The 19,062-nt window shown below is 56.6% G+C and carries 18 protein-coding genes and 1 tRNA gene; 12 read left to right on the top strand and 7 right to left on the bottom strand.

Annotation, left to right across the window (positions count from 1 at the left end):
- Window positions 1-23: 23 nt before the first annotated feature.
- Window positions 24-230 (bottom strand): hypothetical protein, encoded by a 207-nt coding sequence (locus IV01_RS02150; protein ID WP_032631437.1) that lies wholly within the window; start codon window positions 228-230, stop codon window positions 24-26.
- 313 nt (window positions 231-543) lie between these two features.
- On the opposite strand from IV01_RS02150, the gene IV01_RS02155 reads away from it, so the two are divergent.
- Window positions 544-858 carry an I78 family peptidase inhibitor gene (locus tag IV01_RS02155; RefSeq protein WP_032631435.1) on the top strand — a complete coding sequence of 105 codons (315 nt, stop codon included), beginning with the start codon at window positions 544-546 and terminating at the stop codon, window positions 856-858.
- Between the two features lie 65 nt (window positions 859-923).
- Here IV01_RS02155 and IV01_RS02160 read toward each other — a convergent pair whose 3' ends face one another.
- Together IV01_RS02160 and IV01_RS02165 are read right to left on the bottom strand one after the other, a co-directional pair.
- The gene (locus IV01_RS02160) at window positions 924-1,136 is read right to left on the bottom strand and encodes a cold-shock protein (protein ID WP_032631434.1); all 213 of its coding nucleotides are present in this window, start codon (window positions 1,134-1,136) and stop codon (window positions 924-926) included.
- A gap of 283 nt (window positions 1,137-1,419) precedes the next feature.
- Complete coding sequence (locus IV01_RS02165; RefSeq protein ID WP_032631432.1) at window positions 1,420-1,725, bottom strand: hypothetical protein; 306 nt, start codon at window positions 1,723-1,725, stop codon at window positions 1,420-1,422.
- Between the two features lie 356 nt (window positions 1,726-2,081).
- Between IV01_RS02165 and thrS the strand changes: the two genes are divergently transcribed.
- From thrS to IV01_RS02210, 9 genes are all read left to right on the top strand, one after another.
- Window positions 2,082-4,004, top strand: coding sequence for a threonine--tRNA ligase (gene thrS, locus IV01_RS02170; RefSeq protein WP_032631431.1), 1,923 nt, complete (start codon window positions 2,082-2,084; stop codon window positions 4,002-4,004).
- On the top strand, window positions 4,004-4,555 hold the full coding sequence (infC, locus tag IV01_RS02175) for a translation initiation factor IF-3 (protein ID WP_176469887.1): 552 nt from the start codon (window positions 4,004-4,006) through the stop codon (window positions 4,553-4,555). Before thrS ends, infC begins: the two co-directional genes overlap by 1 nt.
- Before the next feature lie 60 nt (window positions 4,556-4,615).
- Entirely contained in the window at window positions 4,616-4,810 is a 195-nt protein-coding gene (gene rpmI, locus IV01_RS02180) for a 50S ribosomal protein L35 (protein ID WP_002553160.1), read from the top strand.
- 28 nt (window positions 4,811-4,838) lie between these two features.
- Window positions 4,839-5,195, top strand: a complete 357-nt coding sequence (gene rplT, locus IV01_RS02185; RefSeq protein ID WP_007905879.1) for a 50S ribosomal protein L20 — start codon at window positions 4,839-4,841, stop codon at window positions 5,193-5,195.
- Between the two features lie 107 nt (window positions 5,196-5,302).
- Window positions 5,303-6,319: a phenylalanine--tRNA ligase subunit alpha gene (gene pheS / locus IV01_RS02190; RefSeq protein ID WP_032631429.1), complete on the top strand. Its 1,017-nt coding sequence runs from the start codon at window positions 5,303-5,305 to the stop codon at window positions 6,317-6,319.
- 81 nt (window positions 6,320-6,400) lie between these two features.
- Window positions 6,401-8,779 carry a phenylalanine--tRNA ligase subunit beta gene (gene pheT / locus IV01_RS02195; RefSeq protein ID WP_032631428.1) on the top strand — a complete coding sequence of 793 codons (2,379 nt, stop codon included), beginning with the start codon at window positions 6,401-6,403 and terminating at the stop codon, window positions 8,777-8,779.
- 3 nt (window positions 8,780-8,782) lie between these two features.
- Window positions 8,783-9,085: an integration host factor subunit alpha gene (gene ihfA, locus IV01_RS02200; protein WP_002553164.1), complete on the top strand. Its 303-nt coding sequence runs from the start codon at window positions 8,783-8,785 to the stop codon at window positions 9,083-9,085.
- Window positions 9,066-9,422: a MerR family transcriptional regulator gene (locus tag IV01_RS02205; protein WP_032631427.1), complete on the top strand. Its 357-nt coding sequence runs from the start codon at window positions 9,066-9,068 to the stop codon at window positions 9,420-9,422. The genes ihfA and IV01_RS02205 overlap by 20 nt, the downstream gene beginning before the upstream one ends.
- A gap of 86 nt (window positions 9,423-9,508) precedes the next feature.
- Window positions 9,509-9,585: transfer RNA gene (locus tag IV01_RS02210), tRNA-Pro, on the top strand.
- A gap of 95 nt (window positions 9,586-9,680) precedes the next feature.
- Here the strand turns inward: IV01_RS02210 and IV01_RS02215 are convergent.
- Window positions 9,681-10,328, bottom strand: coding sequence for a BON domain-containing protein (locus IV01_RS02215; protein WP_032631426.1), 648 nt, complete (start codon window positions 10,326-10,328; stop codon window positions 9,681-9,683).
- A gap of 169 nt (window positions 10,329-10,497) precedes the next feature.
- On the opposite strand from IV01_RS02215, the gene chrA reads away from it, so the two are divergent.
- Window positions 10,498-11,703: a chromate efflux transporter gene (gene chrA / locus IV01_RS02220; RefSeq protein WP_032631593.1), complete on the top strand. Its 1,206-nt coding sequence runs from the start codon at window positions 10,498-10,500 to the stop codon at window positions 11,701-11,703.
- Here chrA and IV01_RS02225 read toward each other — a convergent pair.
- Window positions 11,692-12,282 carry a GNAT family N-acetyltransferase gene (locus tag IV01_RS02225; protein WP_050507988.1) on the bottom strand — a complete coding sequence of 197 codons (591 nt, stop codon included), beginning with the start codon at window positions 12,280-12,282 and terminating at the stop codon, window positions 11,692-11,694. The two genes, chrA and IV01_RS02225, sit on opposite strands and share 12 nt — an antisense overlap.
- 192 nt (window positions 12,283-12,474) lie before the next feature.
- Here IV01_RS02225 and IV01_RS0125570 point away from each other — a divergent pair, with 192 nt between their 5' ends.
- Entirely contained in the window at window positions 12,475-15,408 is a 2,934-nt protein-coding gene (locus IV01_RS0125570; protein ID WP_154232277.1) for a cation-translocating P-type ATPase, read from the top strand.
- Between the two features lie 40 nt (window positions 15,409-15,448).
- Here the strand turns inward: IV01_RS0125570 and IV01_RS02230 are convergent, their stop codons facing one another.
- Together IV01_RS02230 and IV01_RS02235 are read right to left on the bottom strand one after the other, a co-directional pair.
- Window positions 15,449-16,381 carry a universal stress protein gene (locus IV01_RS02230; protein WP_032631425.1) on the bottom strand — a complete coding sequence of 311 codons (933 nt, stop codon included), beginning with the start codon at window positions 16,379-16,381 and terminating at the stop codon, window positions 15,449-15,451.
- Window positions 16,382-16,550: 169 nt separating this feature from the next.
- Window positions 16,551-18,830 (bottom strand): heavy metal translocating P-type ATPase, encoded by a 2,280-nt coding sequence (locus tag IV01_RS02235; protein ID WP_032631424.1) that lies wholly within the window; start codon window positions 18,828-18,830, stop codon window positions 16,551-16,553.
- Window positions 18,831-19,062: the final 232 nt, after the last annotated feature.

Genomic DNA, 19,062 nt, shown 5'->3' with positions numbered 1-19,062 from the left:
CCGCAGCAGTCATCCCGACGCCGTCATTTGACAGCGGGAGCTTCTTTGATGTCGGTCGGGTACCGGGCCAGCACTTGCGTAATAAAGACCAGCGCGCCCTCGGTGCCCAGTTCCTTAACCAGCAAGTCTACGGCGATGATCGCCAGTTCTTCCGGGTTTCCAGGGCTGTGGGATGAATGACCCTGGTGCCATTTGGCCTTGATATCTGCATCGATGGATACGACTGCCATGGGTGTCTCGTCTCTGTGAAGTTGAATTTCACGTTACCGGCTGACGCGGCAGCCGTATGGTCGAGTAAACCACTTTGTAGACGCATTTGGCACTCGACTATCGCAGCGGTTTTGACTCCGGGCGCGCCGAGTGATCTACGGGCTGGTCACATCTACTCACGTTTTGTGACGATTGCGCTCACCTGCTTTAAGCGAGGTAGGGCAGACTTCTGCGCTGCCTGATCTGACGGGTGTGATCAGCCCTCGTTTTGCAACGATTGGGTTTTGACGCTGTCGCAAGTGTTCTGTTTTTGTTTTTGGTCGAGGAGGCTATATGCCGTGGAAATTATCTTCAGTTGGGTTTGTTGTCGTCGTGTCACTGCTGGCAGGGTGCAGCAGCACGCCTGAATCCCCGGCTCAAGAGTCGCAGCCCCAGGCAATGTCGGGTCGCTGTGAAGCCGCAGGTGCACAGTTTGCTGTCGGCCAGCAGGCGTCGGCCGCTTTGTTGGCACAGGCGCGCAGCAAAGCTGGAGCGCAGGATGCCCGCTTCATCAGCCCGAACGACGTGCTTACCCTTGAGTACCGTTCCGATCGGGTCAATCTGAACACAGATGCGAACGGCAAGGTTGTGCGAGTTAATTGCGGCTGAGTGGTACTGATTTTCGTGCATAAAAAAACCCCGTCGATGACGGGGTTTTTTTTAGCTCGCTTGGATTACTCCGGGCGAACCTGAGCAGCTTGCATGCCCTTTTGGCCTTTCTCTGCCACGAACGACACGGTCTGGCCTTCTTTCAGGCTTTTGAAACCGTCGCTTTCGATAGCTTTGAAGTGTACGAACAGGTCGTCACCGCCGCCCTGTGGAGTGATAAAGCCGAAGCCTTTTTCATCGTTGAACCATTTTACGGTGCCGGATTGGCGATTAGACATGGTGAATCTCCAAGAACATAATTTTTTCAGTAGTACGTGTTGCTCAGGCCAACTGGGCACACCGGCCTATCATAGTCGAAATGTGGGAATGTAGAGCCATTTCAGTAAGAAGTTTGAGCATCTTGTGTAGTTCAAATCCTTATAACGCCCGCAGATGACCGTTTTGACAGGCTTGCACAGGTTCGGTCGTCTGGCTGTAGGCCACGTAATCTAAGGTCTTCACGGACTTTCCCCGGAAAGAGGGCGGCCGTTCCGCCCTCTGCGAATAACAGGGTTCAGTCTGTTATTTTTTTGTCTGCACACAGTGCTCAGCGACGACTTTTTGCAATTTTTGCGTCAGCGCGGTGGTTGGCGGCGGGTTGGTGCTGTTGAGTTCGGCAATTTCTTTATCGCTGAAATTCTTGTTCACCTGCTCGGCGCCGCATTCGCAATGAGCTTTCGCTGCATCGGCTTTCAGGCTTTGTCCAGCAGTTGCGGTGCATTCGGTGATGAACTTCGCTTTGTTGGTTTCGCTCATGGCTGCGTGGGCGCTGAATGGCACTGCCAGGGCGACAGGGGCGAGCAGTGCAAGTGCACGTAGAAGCTTCATGACTTTCTCCTTTATAGGAAGCAGCAGATTTTGCCGTGGATTGCAGAACAATCTGACGGCTGTAAGTCGCACCAGTTCAGTGCTCAGTCAAATACGCGTAATTGAGTGGCGCCAATGTGCGTGTCACAGGGCCAGCTGTGTTAGGATGCGCGTCCTTTATATTCGTGCGTGGTTGGCAGTCAATATCTGCCAGCTTCGGGCGAATCAATGTTTCGTTCAATCCAGTCATCTGGTTCGGTTCAAGGTTGGCCGCAAGGCTCCTGCCACTGTGAGGCAGGTACGCCACCGGATCATGTACTGGCTCATCCCAACCCACGTGACCTTTGGTAGGGGTCACCACTAGGAGAGGAGGCGCCATGCCCACCATTACTCTTCCCGACGGCAGTCAACGTTCATTCGATCATCCGGTTTCCGTAGCCGAGGTCGCGCTTTCCATTGGTGCGGGTCTGGCCAAGGCGACCGTGGCTGGCAAAGTAGACGGCCAACTGGTCGACGCCAGTGATCTGATCGAAAAAGATGCAAGCCTGCAGATCATTACCCCGAAGGACCAGGAAGGGCTGGAGATCATCCGCCATTCGTGCGCTCACCTTGTGGGTCATGCCGTCAAGCAGTTATACCCGACTGCGAAAATGGTTATCGGGCCGGTCATCGATGATGGCTTCTATTACGATATCGCCTACGAGCGCCCTTTCACGCCAGACGATATGGCGGCGATCGAGCAGCGCATGCAGCAGTTGATCGAAAAAGATTACGACGTCATCAAGAAGGTCACCCCGCGCGCCGAGGTCATCGATGTCTTTACTGCGCGTAACGAAGACTACAAGCTGCGTCTGGTTGAAGACATGCCAGAGCAACAGACCATGGGTCTGTACTATCACGAAGAATACGTCGACATGTGCCGCGGCCCGCACGTGCCGAACACTCGTTTCCTGAAATCGTTCAAGCTGACCAAGCTTTCCGGCGCCTACTGGCGTGGCGATGCCAAGAACGAGCAGCTGCAGCGTGTCTACGGCACCGCTTGGGCCGACAAGAAACAACTGGCTGCCTATATCCAGCGGATCGAAGAAGCTGAAAAGCGCGATCACCGTAAGATCGGCAAGCGTCTGGGCCTGTTCCATACCCAGGAAGAAGCACCAGGCATGGTGTTCTGGCATCCACAGGGCTGGACCCTGTATCAGGTGCTGGAGCAATACATGCGCAAGGTTCAGCACGAGAACGGCTACCTCGAGATCAAGACCCCGCAAGTGGTCGACCGCTCCCTGTGGGAGAAATCCGGTCACTGGGCCAACTACGCGGACAACATGTTCACGACTGAATCGGAAAGTCGCGATTATGCGATCAAGCCGATGAACTGCCCTTGCCACGTGCAGGTGTTCAATCAGGGCCTGAAAAGCTACCGCGAACTGCCGATGCGTCTGGCCGAGTTTGGTGCCTGCCATCGCAACGAGCCATCGGGTGCGCTGCACGGCATCATGCGTGTGCGTGGCTTCACCCAGGATGACGCACATATCTTCTGTACCGAAGATCAGATGCAGGCCGAATCCGCCGCCTTCATCAAGCTCACTCTGGCTGTTTACGCCGATTTCGGCTTCAAGGACATCGAGCTCAAGCTTTCGACTCGTCCCGAGAAGCGCGTAGGTTCCGATGAATTGTGGGATCGTGCAGAAAGCGCACTGGCATCTGCACTCGACAGTGCAGGTCTGCCTTACGATCTACAGCCGGGTGAAGGCGCGTTCTACGGTCCGAAAATCGAGTTCTCGCTCAAAGATTGCCTGGGTCGTGTCTGGCAGTGTGGTACCTTGCAGCTCGATTTCAACCTGCCGATCCGTTTGAGCGCCGAATACGTCTCTGAAGATAACAGTCGTAAGCATCCGGTGATGTTGCACCGTGCAATTCTCGGTTCCTTCGAGCGTTTCATCGGAATTTTGATCGAGCACTACGAAGGTGCATTCCCGGCCTGGCTGGCGCCCACTCAAGCAGTGATCATGAATATCACTGATAAACAGGCAGATTTTGCCCTTGAAGTGGAAAAAATTCTCGCCGAAAGCGGGTTTCGTGCCAAGTCCGACTTGAGAAATGAAAAGATCGGCTTTAAAATCCGCGAGCATACTTTGCTCAAGGTCCCTTATCTCCTTGTTATCGGGGATCGGGAAGTTGAAATGCAAACTGTCGCTGTGCGTACACGTGAAGGTGCAGACCTTGGCTCCATGCCGGTCGCCCAATTCGCTGAATTCCTCGCACAAGCGGTTTCCCGGCGTGGTCGCCAAGATTCGGAGTAATTACTATTAAGCGTGAAATGAGACAAGATAAACGAGCTGCACCGAAAGCCCCGATCAACGAGAATATCTCGGCACGCGAGGTTCGGTTAATTGGAGCTGAGGGTGAGCAGCTTGGGATTGTGTCAATTGAAGACGCGCTTCTTAAGGCTGAAGAGGCCAAACTGGATCTGGTAGAGATTTCTGCCGATGCAGTACCCCCTGTCTGCAAGCTGATGGACTACGGCAAATCGATCTTCGAGAAGAAGAAACAGGTTGCCGCTGCCAAGAAAAATCAGAAGCAGATCCAGGTTAAAGAAATCAAGTTTCGTCCAGGGACGGAGGAAGGGGATTACCAGGTAAAACTACGCAACCTGGTACGTTTCCTGAGTGACGGGGACAGGGCCAAGGTATCGTTGAGATTCCGCGGTCGTGAGATGGCCCACCAGGAGCTGGGCATGGAACTGTTGAAGCGGGTTGAAGGTGACCTGCTCGAATACGGTTCCGTTGAGCAGCATCCTAAGATGGAAGGACGCCAGCTGATTATGGTCATCGCCCCGAAAAAGAAGAAATGACCACCAGGGCACGGCAGGCCTTGCGGTTATGTTTATCAACTGAATGCGGAGTATCCGAACATGCCAAAGATGAAGACTAAAAGTGGTGCAGCTAAGCGGTTTTTGAAAACCGCTAACGGCATCAAGCACAAACACGCTTTCAAGAGCCACATTCTGACCAAAATGTCGACTAAGCGTAAGCGTCAACTGCGCGGTAGCAGCTTGCTGCATCCGTCTGACGTGGCAAAAGTCGAGCGCATGCTGCGCCTTCGTTAATTTTGATCAAGAATAGAGGAAGTAACTCATGGCTCGTGTAAAGCGTGGCGTCATTGCCCGTAAGCGTCACAAAAAAATTCTGAAACTTGCTAAAGGCTACTACGGCGCGCGTTCACGCGTATTCCGTGTTGCCAAGCAAGCGGTAATCAAGGCAGGCCAATACGCCTACCGTGACCGTCGTCAGAAAAAACGTCAGTTCCGCGCTCTGTGGATCGCTCGTATCAACGCTGGTGCTCGTATCAACGGTCTGTCCTACAGCCGTTTCATCGCCGGCCTGAAAAAAGCTTCCATCGAGATCGACCGTAAGGTTCTGGCTGATCTGGCAGTGAACGAAAAAGCGGCGTTTGCTGCGATTGTCGAGAAAGCTAAAGCCACTTTGGCCTAAGTCCCCGACAATCACCGGGTCTCAGTTTTTCTGAGCCCGGTGTTAAACGTCATAAATAGGGGAAGAGCCTTAAAGCTCTTCCCCTATTTCGTATCTGGAGTCTGTACATGGAAAACCTGGACGCGCTGGTCTCGCAAGCTCTTGAGGCTGTGCAGAGCGCTGAAGATATCAATGCCCTGGAGCAAATCCGGGTTCAATACCTTGGCAAGAAAGGCGAGTTGACTCAGGTGATGAAGACCCTGGGGAATTTGCCGGCAGAAGAGCGGCCACAAGTTGGCGCCCTTATCAACGTCGCCAAGGAGCGTGTCACAGAGGTTCTCAATGCCCGCAAAGCGTTGTTCGAAGGCGCAGATCTGGCCGCGAAGCTTGTCGCCGAGTCCATTGATGTAACCCTGCCTGGTCGCGGTCAGACCTCAGGCGGCCTGCATCCGGTTACCCGTACTCTGGAACGCATCGAACAGTTCTTCACCCACATTGGCTACGGCATTGCCGAAGGTCCTGAGGTGGAAGACGACTACCACAACTTTGAAGCGCTCAACATCCCAGGCCATCACCCGGCCCGGTCGATGCACGACACCTTCTATTTCAATGCGAACATGCTGTTGCGCACCCATACCTCTCCGGTACAGGTCCGCACCATGGAATCGCAACGGCCGCCGATCCGCATTGTCTGCCCAGGCCGTGTGTACCGTAGCGACTCCGATATTACTCACTCGCCGATGTTCCACCAGGTCGAAGGCCTGCTGGTTGATCGCGATATCAACTTCGCCGACCTCAAAGGCACCATCGAAGAGTTCCTGCGGGTGTTCTTCGAGAAAGAACTGGCCGTGCGTTTCCGTCCTTCGTACTTCCCGTTCACCGAGCCGTCCGCCGAAGTCGACATGGAATGCGTGATGTGCAGCGGTAAAGGCTGCCGTGTCTGCAAGCAGACCGGATGGCTGGAAGTCATGGGCTGCGGCATGGTTCACCCGAATGTGTTGCGTATGTCCGGCATCGATCCGGAAGAGTTCTCGGGCTTTGCCTTCGGCATGGGCGTGGAACGTCTTGCCATGCTGCGTTACGGCGTGAACGACCTGCGTCTGTTCTTCGACAACGACTTGCGGTTCCTCGCGCAATTTCGCTGAGGCGCTTGGCGATGGTCAGCCAACGAGGCCGCTATCGCAGAGCACCGGGGTCGCCCGTAACGAACTTTTTTGGAGAGCAGGATGAAATTCAGTGAACAATGGTTGCGCGGCTGGGTAAGCCCGCAAGTCTCCCGGGACGAGCTGGTTGCTCGTCTGTCCATGGCCGGGCTTGAAGTCGATAGCGTCACTTTGGCTGCTGGTGAGTTCAGCGGCGTGATCGTCGGCGAAGTGCTGAGCACCGAGCAACATCCGGATGCCGATAAGCTGCGCGTCTGTCAGGTCAGCAATGGCTCGGAAACCTTCCAGGTTGTCTGCGGTGCGCCGAACGTGCGTCCAGGCCTGAAGATCCCGTTCGCCATGATTGGTGCCGAGCTGCCGGGCGACTTCAAGATCAAGAAAGCCAAACTGCGTGGCGTTGAATCCAACGGCATGCTTTGCTCCCAGTCTGAGCTGCAAGTGGGCGAGGGCAATGACGGCCTGATGGAACTGCCTGCCGATGCGCCGGTGGGTCAGGACTTCCGTGTGTACCTTGAGCTGGATGATGCCAGCATCGAAGTCGACCTGACGCCAAACCGTGGCGACTGCCTGTCGCTGGCGGGCCTGGCCCGTGAAGTCGGCGCCCTGTATGCAGCTGAAGTGACCGTCCCGGCTGTCGCCGCAGTGCCAGTCACTCACGATGAAGTGCGTTCAGTTGAAGTGTTGGCCAGCGCTGCCTGCCCCCGTTATCTGGGGCGCGTGATTCGCAATGTCGACCTGTCGCGACCAACGCCACTGTGGATGGTTGAGCGTCTGCGCCGTTCCGATATTCGTAGCATTGATGCCGTTGTCGATATCACCAACTATGTGATGATCGAACTGGGGCAACCGCTGCATGCGTTTGATCTGAAAGAGATCAACGGTGGTATCCGAGTACGCATGGCAGAGGAGGGTGAAAAACTTGTTCTGCTGGATGGTCAGGAAGTCACCCTGCGGGCGGACACTCTGGTTATTGCTGATCACCAGCGCGCTTTGGCTATCGCCGGAGTGATGGGTGGTGAGCACAGCGGCGTTTCCAGCGAAACCCGTGACGTATTCCTTGAAAGCGCCTTTTTCGACCAAATCGCCGTTGCTGGCAAAGCACGCTCTTACGGGCTGCATACCGACGCCTCGCATCGCTATGAGCGCGGTGTCGACTGGCAGTTGGCCCGCAAGGCGATGGAACGAGCTACTGGCCTGCTGCTGGAGATCACCGGCGGCGAAGCAGGCCCCGTGATTGAAACGGTCAGCGAAAAAGACTTGCCTGCGATTGCCCCGGTCATTCTGCGTGCCGAGCGCATAGAGCAGATGCTGGGTCTGAAAATGGACCCTGCTGAAGTCGAGGGGTTGTTGACTGGCCTTGGCTTGATCGTATCCTCCGAAGCCGTAGGGCAGTGGCGCGTTGAAGTGCCAAGCCATCGTTTCGATATCAGCCTTGAAGTTGATCTGATTGAAGAACTGGCTCGTCTCTATGGCTATAACCGTCTGCCGGTTCGTTACCCGCAGGCGCGTCTCGCCCCTCAAGCCAAGGCGGAAGCCCGCAGTGACTTGCCCGAACTCCGCCGTTTGCTGGTGGCTCGCGGTTACCAGGAAGCTATTACGTATAGCTTCATTGACCCTAAACAGTTCGAGCTTTTCAGTCCTGGCGCTCAGCCGCTGCTGCTGGCAAACCCGATCTCCAATGACATGGCCGCTATGCGTGCTTCATTGTGGCCGGGTCTGGTCAAGTCTCTGCAACACAACCTCAATCGTCAGCAGGATCGTGTTCGCCTGTTCGAAAGTGGTTTGCGTTTCGTCGGTCAGCTGGACGGCCTGAAACAAGAGCCAATGCTGGCGGGTGTGGTATGCGGTAGCCGTCTGCCAGAAGGATGGGCACAAGGTCGCGATGTAGTCGATTTCTTCGACGTCAAAGCTGATGTGGAAGCAGTGTTGGGTTTCGCCGGCGCGCTGAATGCCTTCACATTCGTGCCGGGCAAACACCCCGCGTTGCATCCGGGTCAGACTGCCCGCATCGAACGCGATGGCCGGGAAGTCGGCTATGTTGGCGCCATTCACCCTGAGCTGTCGAAAACTCTCGGGCTGGACCGTCCAGTGTTCGTTTTCGAGCTGTTACTGGCTGAAGTTGCACTGGGTAAAATGCCGAAATTCCAAGAGTTGTCGCGCTTTCCTGAAGTCCGACGTGACCTGGCGCTGATCGCAGATGAAGGCGTCGCCGCCACTGCAATGCTTGAAGTTATTCGAGAAAATGCAGGCGAATGGCTCACAGACCTCAGGCTATTTGACGTCTATCAAGGTAAAGGCATTGATCCGCATAGAAAAAGCCTTGCAGTTGGCTTGACCTGGCAGCATCCATCGCGCACTCTTAACGACGATGAGGTCAATGCGGCGACGCATAAAATCCTCACCTCACTCGAGGAAAGGTTAAACGCCACGTTAAGGAAGTAGCGTATGGGGGCTCTGACGAAAGCTGAGATGGCCGAACGTCTGTACGAAGAGCTGGGCCTGAATAAACGAGAAGCCAAGGAATTGGTGGAGCTGTTCTTCGAGGAAATCAGGCACGCTCTGGAAGATAACGAGCAGGTCAAATTGTCCGGATTCGGCAATTTCGACCTGCGAGATAAACGCCAGCGTCCAGGTAGAAACCCGAAGACCGGGGAAGAGATTCCTATCACGGCTCGCCGCGTAGTCACGTTCCGTCCAGGGCAGAAGTTGAAAGCCCGAGTTGAGGCATATGCTGGAACCAAGTCATAACGATGAGCTCCCGCCGATTCCTGGCAAACGCTACTTCACCATTGGTGAGGTCAGTGAGCTCTGCGCGGTAAAACCGCACGTTCTGCGCTATTGGGAGCAGGAGTTTCCTCAACTCAACCCCGTAAAGCGCCGCGGCAATCGTAGGTATTATCAGCGTGAAGACGTACTGATGATCCGGCAGATCCGTGGCTTGCTCTACGAACAGGGCTTCACCATCGGCGGCGCGCGGTTGCGCATGACGGCTGGCGAACCCAAGGATGAAACCCACGAGTACAAGCAGTTGCTTCGGGAAATGATCGTCGAGCTTGAAGATGTTCTGGTAGTTTTGGCCAAATAGAAGTCGGTCAGATACTTCCATAATTCAAAAGCTTAGGTTATATTCCTCGAAGTTTTCGCATGTAGCGAAGCTGATACACGCCTAGTCGGGGCGTAGCGCAGCCCGGTAGCGCACTTGCATGGGGTGCAAGGGGTCGAGTGTTCGAATCACTCCGTCCCGACCATTTAATTCAATGACTTAGCCCAACTTTCGCAAGTTGGGCTTTTTCATGTTCGGAAGATTTTCGGGGCTTCTGGATACCTTGATGAGCGACGTGCTTCAAGCGATGAGGAGATGGTTGTCGACCCGACTGACACCCGGCACTGCCCAGGCCGCAGTTTCAGCCGCCTTGCGCTCCACCCAGAAGTGAACATGGCCTTCGAGTTTGACGTGGTTTCCCTCGACGCTGACGCGGATTTGTCGAGCGTTCAGTTGTGCATTTCGACTGAAAGCCGCCTCGACTTTAGCCTTGATGTCTGCGGCACTGGTTTTAGGTCTCACCACCAGAAAATTATTGATACCCACGACGCCGGTCAGTTTTCGCACCGTGCTTTCTGCGGCTTCTTTCTGGTACTGCCAGTCAACTTCGCCCTCAAGGGTTACCCAACCCTGCTGAACCTCGATCTGGATACGCTCATCAGGGACCGCGCTATTCCAGTGAAGAACGTCCACGCAACGAGCTGCGATCACTTCATCTCCGACGTCCAGCTCACCGGGCACCCTAACTTCAATTTCTTCTGCCAGCGCCTTTACCCCTTTGACGTTCTTGACGGCCCGTTCGGCTGCGAATTTCTCGGCATAGGTGCTGACATGACCGGTGAGACAGACCACTCCGTCCTTGATGGCAACGCCAATGGAGCGCGCATCAATATGGGGTTGGAACTCAAGTTCGTCGAGAATGGCGCGGCGCAGCTCTAAATCGGTCATGTCCGGCTCCTGATACCTAGGTTGATGGCTTGCATGGAATCAATAGCCCTATTGGACGCTTGTTCAGGGGCACAAGCTTGAGCTTTATCAGGGTTTGATAAGAGAGATGGTGCTTGCGCCGCGCCTGGCTCAAACTTCCCATCTGCATCCCGAGAGACCTGCGACGACGATGGCCAATACCCTCACGATTGACCGAAGCCCATGGGCTGTTTTCCTGATCTTTCTGCGGCTGGGTCTGACCTCTTTCGGAGGACCGATCGCCCATCTGGGGTATTTTCGAGATGAGTTTGTCGTGCGTCGGCTGTGGCTCAGTGAGCGCAGTTATGCCGACCTGGTCGCCCTCTGCCAGTTTTTGCCAGGTCCTGCGAGCAGTCAGGTCGGGATCGCGCTCGGCCTGTCGCGTTGCGGCTATGCCGGGGCAGTGGCTGCGTGGATGGGGTTCACATTGCCATCTGCGATCGCCCTGATGCTTTTTGCAATGGGCCTTTCCAGCTTTCACGATGGGGTATCAGCTGGCGCGTTGCAGGGTTTGAAATGCGTTGCTGTGGCGGTGGTCGCGCAGGCGGTATGGGGAATGGCGCGCAGCCTTTGTCCAGACGGCCCCCGCATCACTCTCATGGCTGGCGCGACATGCCTGGTGTTGCTGGTGCCTTCAGCCTGGGGGCAGGTGGGGGCGATTGCCCTCGCAGGGATTGTCGGCTTGTGGATCTTCAAGCCTCAACCGATGCCAGCGGATGACTCACTGTCGATCGCCATCCGGCGCCGCACTGGTCTGTTATGGCTGATGCTGCTGGTGGCTCTGCTGATTGGCTTGCCTGTGTTGGCGGAGCTGGTTCCAAGTCAGACCCTGTCGATGGTGGACAGTTTTTTCCGGGTCGGTTCGATGGTCTTCGGCGGTGGACATGTTGTCTTGCCACTGCTGCAAACTCAGGTCGTGGATCCGGGATGGGTCAGCAATGATGTATTTCTCGCCGGGTACGGCGCGGCCCAGGCTGTCCCTGGGCCGCTGTTCACGTTCGCGGCGTTTCTGGGAGCTTCGATGACCCAGCCCCCGACCGGCTGGCTGGGTGGGCTGGTCTGCTTGCTGGCCATCTTCGCGCCGTCGTTCCTGCTGGTCATGGGCACTTTGCCATTCTGGGAACAGCTGCGTCACAACCTGCGCATGCAAGCTGCAATGTTTGGCATCAATGCGGCCGTGGTCGGTGTGCTGCTGGCGGCTCTGTATCAGCCGGTATGGACGAGTACGATACACACACCATTGGACTTCGGCATGGCCTTGTTGGCACTGATTGCCCTGATGTTCTGGAAGCTTCCTCCCTGGCTGGTGGTGGCCGGTAGCAGTGTTACAGGCGGGTTGTTAAGCCTATTTCTCTGACACTCCCTCACTCAGGTTGAGTCGATAGACAACCTGAGTGGCATCCAGCGGATCGGCCTCACATTCAAAGCCCAGCGCTTCGGCGAGACGATGCATGTGGGAGTTGGTTGCGCTATCGATGGAGATCATTTGCTCGAATCCATTGACCCTTGCAGCATCAATCAAATGGCCCATGAGTTTTTTTGCCAGGCCTTGGCGCTGCCACTTATCCGCAACCACGACGGCTGACTCGCATATATTTCCGGGGTCCAATGCGGCATAGCGTGCGACGCCAATCTCGCACAGTTGGCCTTCTTCCACGGTGAGCGCCACGTACGCCATACGTTTGGCGTAGTCCAGGTCCAACAGCTGATTGAGCAATCCTTCGCTAGGCTCATTCATCGTGCAGAGAAAGCGGAAATGCCGCGACTCAGGAGAAAGGGCCTTGATGAAAGCAAATTCGCGTTCACGGTCCTTCGATTCCAGAGGCCGGATCATGATCTGGACGCCTGTCTTCAACGGCTCTATCCAGTAGGTCGTGCTGATGTCGTCTTTGTTCAGTTCAAGTTTCGGTGCGGGCGTTGCTGGCAAACTGACCATTTCAGTCTCCTGTGGAGTGAGCAGGGGAACAGGCTGTATTGGTGCTTAGTTACCTTCATAACAGATGATGTTTTCTGATCCAGATCAACAGTCGCTGTTTCCAGAACTTCAAGCGGATAACCGGTTAAGTCCAGCCGTTGTTTGCGTGACTGTCTGACAAAGATCAAGCGCAAGTGATTGTGGTCGGGGAGAGTGGGTTATCCAGCCGGTCCCTGGGCTGTTGTCGGCGGCGGGCCAAGGGATGGGGTACGGCGCCGCGTTGAAGACAGCGTTGTGAGCGTACTGCTTACCCGTTCGTATCATTGTTATGCAGCGGGGGACGCACGTATGTTCAGGTGGTTTGCGCCGAAGTCCAGGACTCCTCGCATTGCAAAGCCGCGCCGCGACACCGCCTCTTCTCCTCAATGGACGGCGCTCTCGGTTCAGCAGACTGCCCAGCTGTTGAAATCCGACCCTTGCCAAGGCTTGCGTGACGACCAACTGACGGCGCGAAGGCTGGAATCCGGATCCAACACCTTAGCGTCCAGACCTGAGCGATCAGCCTTCAAAATCGCCCGAGACCAGTTCAAAAGCGTCATCGTCGTCTTGCTGGTGGTCGCCGCTGTCTTGGCCTACCTCATGAAGGATGTGGTTGAGGGCAACTTCATCCTGATCGTCGTGCTCTTGAATGCCGTGATTGGCTTTTGCACTGAATGGAAAGCACGGCAGGCCTTGTTGAACCTTCAGGGGCGCGAGACGCGCTTATGTGAGGTCATCCGAGAGGGTAAGTCGCAACAGCTTGCTGCCATTGACCTTGTTCCGGGCGATCTGGTGGGGCTGTGCGCCGGCAATCGCATACCCGCTGACGGCCGAATCGTCGAAGGTTATGGATTGCAGATTGACGAGTCGTCGATGACGGGAGAATCGGCAGCGGTGGAGAAGGACTCGGGTGTTTTGGAAAACATCGCACCGACTCTGAGTGAGATGAGCAACATGGGTTTCATGGGGACATTCGTCAACAGCGGACACGGCCGCATGCTGGTGACAGAGACTGGCGTCAACACTCAACTGGGCAGGCTCGGGAAATTGATAGATGAGGCCAGTAAACGGCCCAGTCCCATGACTCGGAAGATCAGGCAGTTGGGAAATGTATTGGTCATCATCGTCGTGGTGTTGTGCGCGATTATGATCGTCGCTGGCTGGCTTCGGGGCGTGCCCGGCGTGCAGATGCTTCAGGTCGCCATCTCGCTGGCGATAGCGGCGGTCCCTGAGGGGCTGCTGGCGGTTTCGACCATGACGCTGGCCATCGGCATGCAGAGAATCGCCAAAATGGGGGCGTTGACTCGTACTCTGGCGTCTGTCGAAACCCTGGGCTCAACCACGATTATTTGCACGGATAAAACCGGCACGCTCACCCAAAACCGGATGACAGTGGAAACTGTCGTCGCCGGCGACCAGATCTACACCATCACCGGTACTGGCTATGAGGCAAGCGGCGAATTTCTGGATGAAAGTGGCGCTGGCGCTGTTCTGGATGAGGGGCCGGTCGCCAACCTGCTGCGAGTGGGTGTGCTCTGTAACGACGCCAAGGTGTCGCGAGTGGCAGGGGAGATCAGCGTGCAAGGTGACCCCACAGAGGCCGCTCTGATCGTCCTGGCGGAGAAAGCCGGACTGGATCCTGCGACCGTCCAGGCTCAATACCGTCGAACCGCAGAAATACCTTTTTCGACTGAAGCCAAGTGGATGCTGACCGAGCATCGTCTTCAGGATGATTCAAGGCTGGAGTGCGCCAAGGGCGCCCCGTCGAGAATGCTGGAGTTATGCGAGTTCGAAGCGTGGGGCGACGCGAACCGGCCCATGACGTCAGAGCGCCGAGATTGGTGGCAAAGCACAAACACCATGCTGGCAAATAAAGCGTTGCGGGTGCTGGGGTTGGCCTGGCGGCAAACACCATCGCCCAGTCTCGCTGGTGAACATCCCCAGGAGACATCAGAACCCTGGGTTTTTTTAGGGCTGGTGGGGATCATCGACCCGCTGCGGGACGAGGCTGGTTCCTCAATCGCCCTGTGTCGCAAGGCCGGTATCGCCACCGTCATGATCACTGGCGATCAGGTTGCCACTGCACAAGTCATTGCCCGCCGATTGGGCATCGACCAAGGCCGGCAAGGTGAATCACTCAAGACAATCCACGCCAGGACCTTGAACGAAGCGAGCCCCGAACAACTGCGCATCCTGGTGGCACAGACAGCCGTGTTCGCCCGTGCAGAGCCCCGGCACAAGCTGCAGATTGTTGAGGCCCTGCAGGATATCGGACACGTTGTCGCGATGACCGGCGACGGCGTTAACGACGCTGCCGCGTTGAAACAGGCTGATATTGGTATTGCAATGGGTCGTACCGGTACAGACGTCGCCAAGCAGACTGCGGACATGATCCTCACGGATGATAACTTCGCCACCATCGTAAAAGCCGTCGAGCAGGGGCGGGTGATCTACGCCAACATCATTCACTTCGTCCACTATTTGCTGTCCTGTAACCTGGCGGAACTGCTGACGGTGTTCATTGCGCTCATGTTCGGCTGGCCGTTGCCTCTACTCCCGTTACAAATACTCTGGTTGAACATGGTCACTGATGTACTTCCGGCATTGGCCCTGGCGCTGGAGCCCTCCGCACCGGATGTCATGCTGCGCAAGCCTCGTGAGCCTGATGCTGCGCTGTTGAGCCCGAACCTCATGTGGCTCATAGCATGGCAGGGCCTGCTGCTTGCGCTGGCAACCCTCGGGGCTTTCTATATTGGGCTACAGAGGCATGAGGGCACAGAACACGCCGTCACGATGGCGTTCGTGACCCTCGGCTTGGTCCAGGCGCTGCATGCATTCAATACGCGCTCTCAGCACCGATCTGCGCTGACCAGGCGGCTGTTCACCAATTCATGGCTTTGGGCGGCCATCGCAGTTTGCATCGTGCTGCAGCTGGCCGCTGTGTATGTCCCCTACATGCGTTTCGTTCTCGGCACCGTGCTTTTAGACGCTTACGAGTGGGCAGTGGTGGTTGCCTTCGCCTTTGCACCGATCGCCCTGGTCGAATTGACCAAGTGGGCGACCGTCGGTGCAGCAAGACACAAAACCAGCGGTCCTCGCGCCGTGTGATCAGGGCCAGACATTATCGAAGCGCTCAGGTCCGCGGGATTCAGACATGCAGCTCAATGACCTGAGGGGACACGATCCACGCACTGCAGGGCATTGTGTACAGCAACTGCTCCACGGTACTTCCGACAAATCGCCCCGGCCCGGGATGACCGACCCGGCCCATCACGATGATGTCGATGTCGGAAGCTTCTGCGTAGCTGCACAACACCTTTGCCGGGTCTCCCATGATCATATGGCGTTGTTCCGCAGGGATGCCGTTGCGCTCGGCCAATTCATTGAACGCCTCGCCCTGAGCGTCGAACAGGGTCTTCACTGCTGCGGACGAGAACAACGAACTGCTGGTGTCGTAATCAAACCCCTGAGGATCGAATGATCCCAGACCGTAGGCATAAACCACTTCCAGGTCGGCATTACAGACGGTGGCTAATCGCACTGCCTCGCGCAGGATGCGGTCATTGAAGCCTTTGTATTGCTCGCTGCCATGGAACGGGTCGACAGCTGCGATGATTTTGCGTGGCAGAGCCCGTTTTGCATGCCTGACGAAGTGCAGAGGCACTGGGCACTGGCGCAACAACTGGATATCCAGCGGCGTGAAGAATATCCGCGACAGCCGCGAATGGTGTTCCAGCGCCTTGATCAAGAGGTTCATGGGTTGTTCGTTCAGATGGATCAATATCTCTTCCAGCGGATCAGCTATCCAGACGACTTCCGTGGTCACGGTAATTTCTTGCTGACGCAGAATTCGAGCCTGGTCTTCGAGCCATTGTCGATGACGCTCGACGTAGCCGACGCGCATTACTTCCAGCGCATCCTCATCGACGAGATTGGCCGTCGCCAAGCCTTCCAGGTAATCGAATGCGACGATATGCAATGCCGCCCCTTCAGCTTTGGCCAGCGCTGCTGCCCGGTCAAACGCAGGGTTGGTCTCCATCAGTGGTGGGGCGACGAGCATGTAACGTGATTGTTCAGACATGACAAAACTCCCATGGAGCAATCGCAGAAAGGCCGCAGGTTCCAGCGGTCGGGTACGTTTGATCGTGAGGTGTCAGGGCGTGAATTGGCTTGATCTGGATCAGATCGGGCTGGGGTGCAGTGGTATTTGCGACCTGTGGTCTGGATCGACTTGCCGTAATGCCCCCTCGTCACCGTTGGTCCAGGCCACTGTAAAGCTCGCTTTCCTGGGAAAAGTGCAGGGCCACGAGTGTGTCCAGGCGGATCAGCGTGGTGTGGATTTCATCCAGTTCCGCTGTCTTCGGATCAACGGAAAGCTTGTTGCTCAGGTGTTTGAGAACACTGATCAGCCGGAATATCTCGCGATGGGTATGGCTCAGCGCCGCCAGCGGATCGTCCCCTCGCAAATAAGCCCGGAGAAGGGGATACAAGCGTTTTTCGTCATCGCGCTCATGGGGCAGCAATTTTTGCTCAAGCAGCTCGATGAGCGACCGCAGTTCGGTCGGGATCAGTTTTGGTGAAAGACGGCTGAAATCGCACGCCAGGGCATTGAGGGTTTCCAGAACCTTGACCAATTTCAGGTGATCCGCGCCGAGCAGTTCGAGCTGGTCATTGTCCAGGGCTTGGGATGCTCGCCAACCGGAGGGGGTGAGGGCGCGCAAGGCATTGAAAATAACGCCCACATCGATCACCTCTTGAAGCACCGCTCCGGCCAAGGGCGGCAAATAGCCCGCAGCCGCCACCAACATGGCGAGCACCGACAGGCCCATCCCTATCAGCATGCTCTGCCGGGCGATGCTGCAGGAGCGCTGAGCGATGGCCAGGGCCTGGGCGACGCGGTCGAGGCGATCCACCAGTAGAACCACGCCGGCCGCTTCCGAGGCCGCACTGGCCCCAGCCGCGCCCATGGCGACCCCGATATCAGCCGCAGCCAGCGCCGGGGCGTCATTGATTCCGTCACCCACCATCATCGTCGTTGCCTGGGCGCAAGCGGCCTGGATAGCGCTGACTTTGTCTTGCGGTTGCAGGTTGGCGAGCACCTCGTCGATCCCTGCTGACATCGCTACCCACTGCGCGGTCTGCAGACGGTCGCCAGTCAGCATCGTGACTTTTTCCACACCCAGGCGCTTGATACTGCGTACCGCCTGAGCCGACTCATTGCGTAGCTGGTCGCGAAATAAAACGGCGCCAGACAACTTTCCGTCGACGGCAATGAAGCTTGCGCTTACTCCCTGGTATTCGATACGTGACATCAAGGCTGTCGACCACGCGTCCACCTCGGCACTGACAAATGCCAGGCTGCCCAATTTGACCCAGTGTCCATCGACTTGACCATCAAGCCCGGCACCTGCGTGTTCGACTATCCCGGTCGGGATGGCAAGTTTTGCCGGGCAACGCTGTTGGGCGGCAGCAGCGATGGCCATCGACACTGGATGGGGCGAGCCTTGGGCCAGCGACCCGGCCCAAAAAAGCAGTTGGTCGCGGCTGATGGTGCCGGTGGTTTCCACGCGGTCGATGGACGCGTGGCCTGTGGTCAACGTGCCGGTTTTATCCAGCATGACGATGCGTGTTTTAGCCAGCGCTTCGAGTGTCGCGCCGTCCTTGACCAGGATGCCGCGTCGAGCACAACGGGAAATGCCCGAAAGAATGGCGATCGGTACGGCGAGGATCAGTGGGCACGGCGTGGACACTACCACCACGGCCAGCGCTCGCAAGGGGTCCTGCGACCACATCCAGCCCGCTCCGGCAATCAATAAGGTGGTCGGTATGAGCAACAGTGCGAAGCGATCCGCAGCCCTGACAAAGGGCGCTCTTGAGCGCCGGGCGGCCTCGGCCATTCTCACGATGCCGGCGTAGGTACTTTCCTTTGCGCTATGGGTGACCTGCAGCGCAAAGGGCGACCCTACATTTACCGCACCGCTTCTAATCGGCGCGCCGCTGGCATATTCGACAGGAGTCGATTCCCCAGTCAGCGCCGATTCATCAATCGTCGCCCCGGTTTTAATCAGTTTGCCGTCCAGCGGAATGACATCGCCCAAGTGCACAAGGATCTGTTGGCCGGGAACAATATCGTCCAGAGCAACACGAACCAGGCTGTCGCCGTCGATCTGCCAGGCGAACGTCGGCGCTCGCTGGATAAGCCTTTTCAGTTCACGTTCAGCGCGCTGAGAGGTGAAATACTCCAGCGCGCGGCCCGAGGCGAGCATGACGGCGACCACTGCAGCCACCAGAAACTGGGAAAACTGCAGGGCAGCGGCGATGGACAAAAGGGCGATCAGATCGACCCCGATCTGGCGCTTTATCAAGCTGACGATTACCTCGATCCCGATCACCGCGCCCATTAAGAGCGACGATGAAATCCACAGCCAGTGCGCGAATTCAGTGTGATCGAAAGTGTTGGCGAGGATGCCCCCTGCCAGCAAGACCAGGGAGATCAACAGGAGTGCGGGGTCGAGTTTGCCTCTGTGCATAATCATTCCGCTGGGGCGAGCGAGGCATCGTCGCTTGATCGCGTGATGGGAGCCACGAGCGATGTTTGATTGGTTTAAAAAATCCCCCGCGACTATTCAGTTCAGTGACAAGTCAGTCGCGAGGGAAGAGGTACGTGCCTGCTGTTCGGACCCTGTGCGTAAAGGCCCTGTCTGAGGCTTATAACGGTGCCTTTTGCCACACAGGCATCCTCAGCATTCCGTTGCTTGAGTC

The organism is Pseudomonas syringae (assembly GCF_000737245.1).
GTDB lineage: Bacteria > Pseudomonadota > Gammaproteobacteria > Pseudomonadales > Pseudomonadaceae > Aquipseudomonas > Aquipseudomonas syringae_J.
The sequence above is the reverse complement of the archived record's forward strand: the minus strand, read 5'-3'. Positions and strand labels throughout refer to the sequence as shown.

Coding starts and splice junctions, on each gene's coding strand:
- IV01_RS02225 (WP_050507988.1), bottom strand. CDS start 12,282: ATGGTCAGTTTGCCAGCAACGCCCGCACCGAAACTTGAACTGAACAAA.
- IV01_RS02215 (WP_032631426.1), bottom strand. CDS start 10,328: ATGACCGATTTAGAGCTGCGCCGCGCCATTCTCGACGAACTTGAGTTC.
- chrA (WP_032631593.1), top strand. CDS start 10,498: ATGGCCAATACCCTCACGATTGACCGAAGCCCATGGGCTGTTTTCCTG.
- IV01_RS02235 (WP_032631424.1), bottom strand. CDS start 18,830: ATGCACAGAGGCAAACTCGACCCCGCACTCCTGTTGATCTCCCTGGTC.
- ihfA (WP_002553164.1), top strand. CDS start 8,783: ATGGGGGCTCTGACGAAAGCTGAGATGGCCGAACGTCTGTACGAAGAG.
- IV01_RS02165 (WP_032631432.1), bottom strand. CDS start 1,725: ATGAAGCTTCTACGTGCACTTGCACTGCTCGCCCCTGTCGCCCTGGCA.
- pheT (WP_032631428.1), top strand. CDS start 6,401: ATGAAATTCAGTGAACAATGGTTGCGCGGCTGGGTAAGCCCGCAAGTC.
- IV01_RS02230 (WP_032631425.1), bottom strand. CDS start 16,381: ATGTCTGAACAATCACGTTACATGCTCGTCGCCCCACCACTGATGGAG.
- thrS (WP_032631431.1), top strand. CDS start 2,082: ATGCCCACCATTACTCTTCCCGACGGCAGTCAACGTTCATTCGATCAT.
- IV01_RS02205 (WP_032631427.1), top strand. CDS start 9,066: ATGCTGGAACCAAGTCATAACGATGAGCTCCCGCCGATTCCTGGCAAA.
- pheS (WP_032631429.1), top strand. CDS start 5,303: ATGGAAAACCTGGACGCGCTGGTCTCGCAAGCTCTTGAGGCTGTGCAG.
- IV01_RS02155 (WP_032631435.1), top strand. CDS start 544: ATGCCGTGGAAATTATCTTCAGTTGGGTTTGTTGTCGTCGTGTCACTG.
- IV01_RS02160 (WP_032631434.1), bottom strand. CDS start 1,136: ATGTCTAATCGCCAATCCGGCACCGTAAAATGGTTCAACGATGAAAAA.
- rplT (WP_007905879.1), top strand. CDS start 4,839: ATGGCTCGTGTAAAGCGTGGCGTCATTGCCCGTAAGCGTCACAAAAAA.
- rpmI (WP_002553160.1), top strand. CDS start 4,616: ATGCCAAAGATGAAGACTAAAAGTGGTGCAGCTAAGCGGTTTTTGAAA.
- IV01_RS02150 (WP_032631437.1), bottom strand. CDS start 230: ATGGCAGTCGTATCCATCGATGCAGATATCAAGGCCAAATGGCACCAG.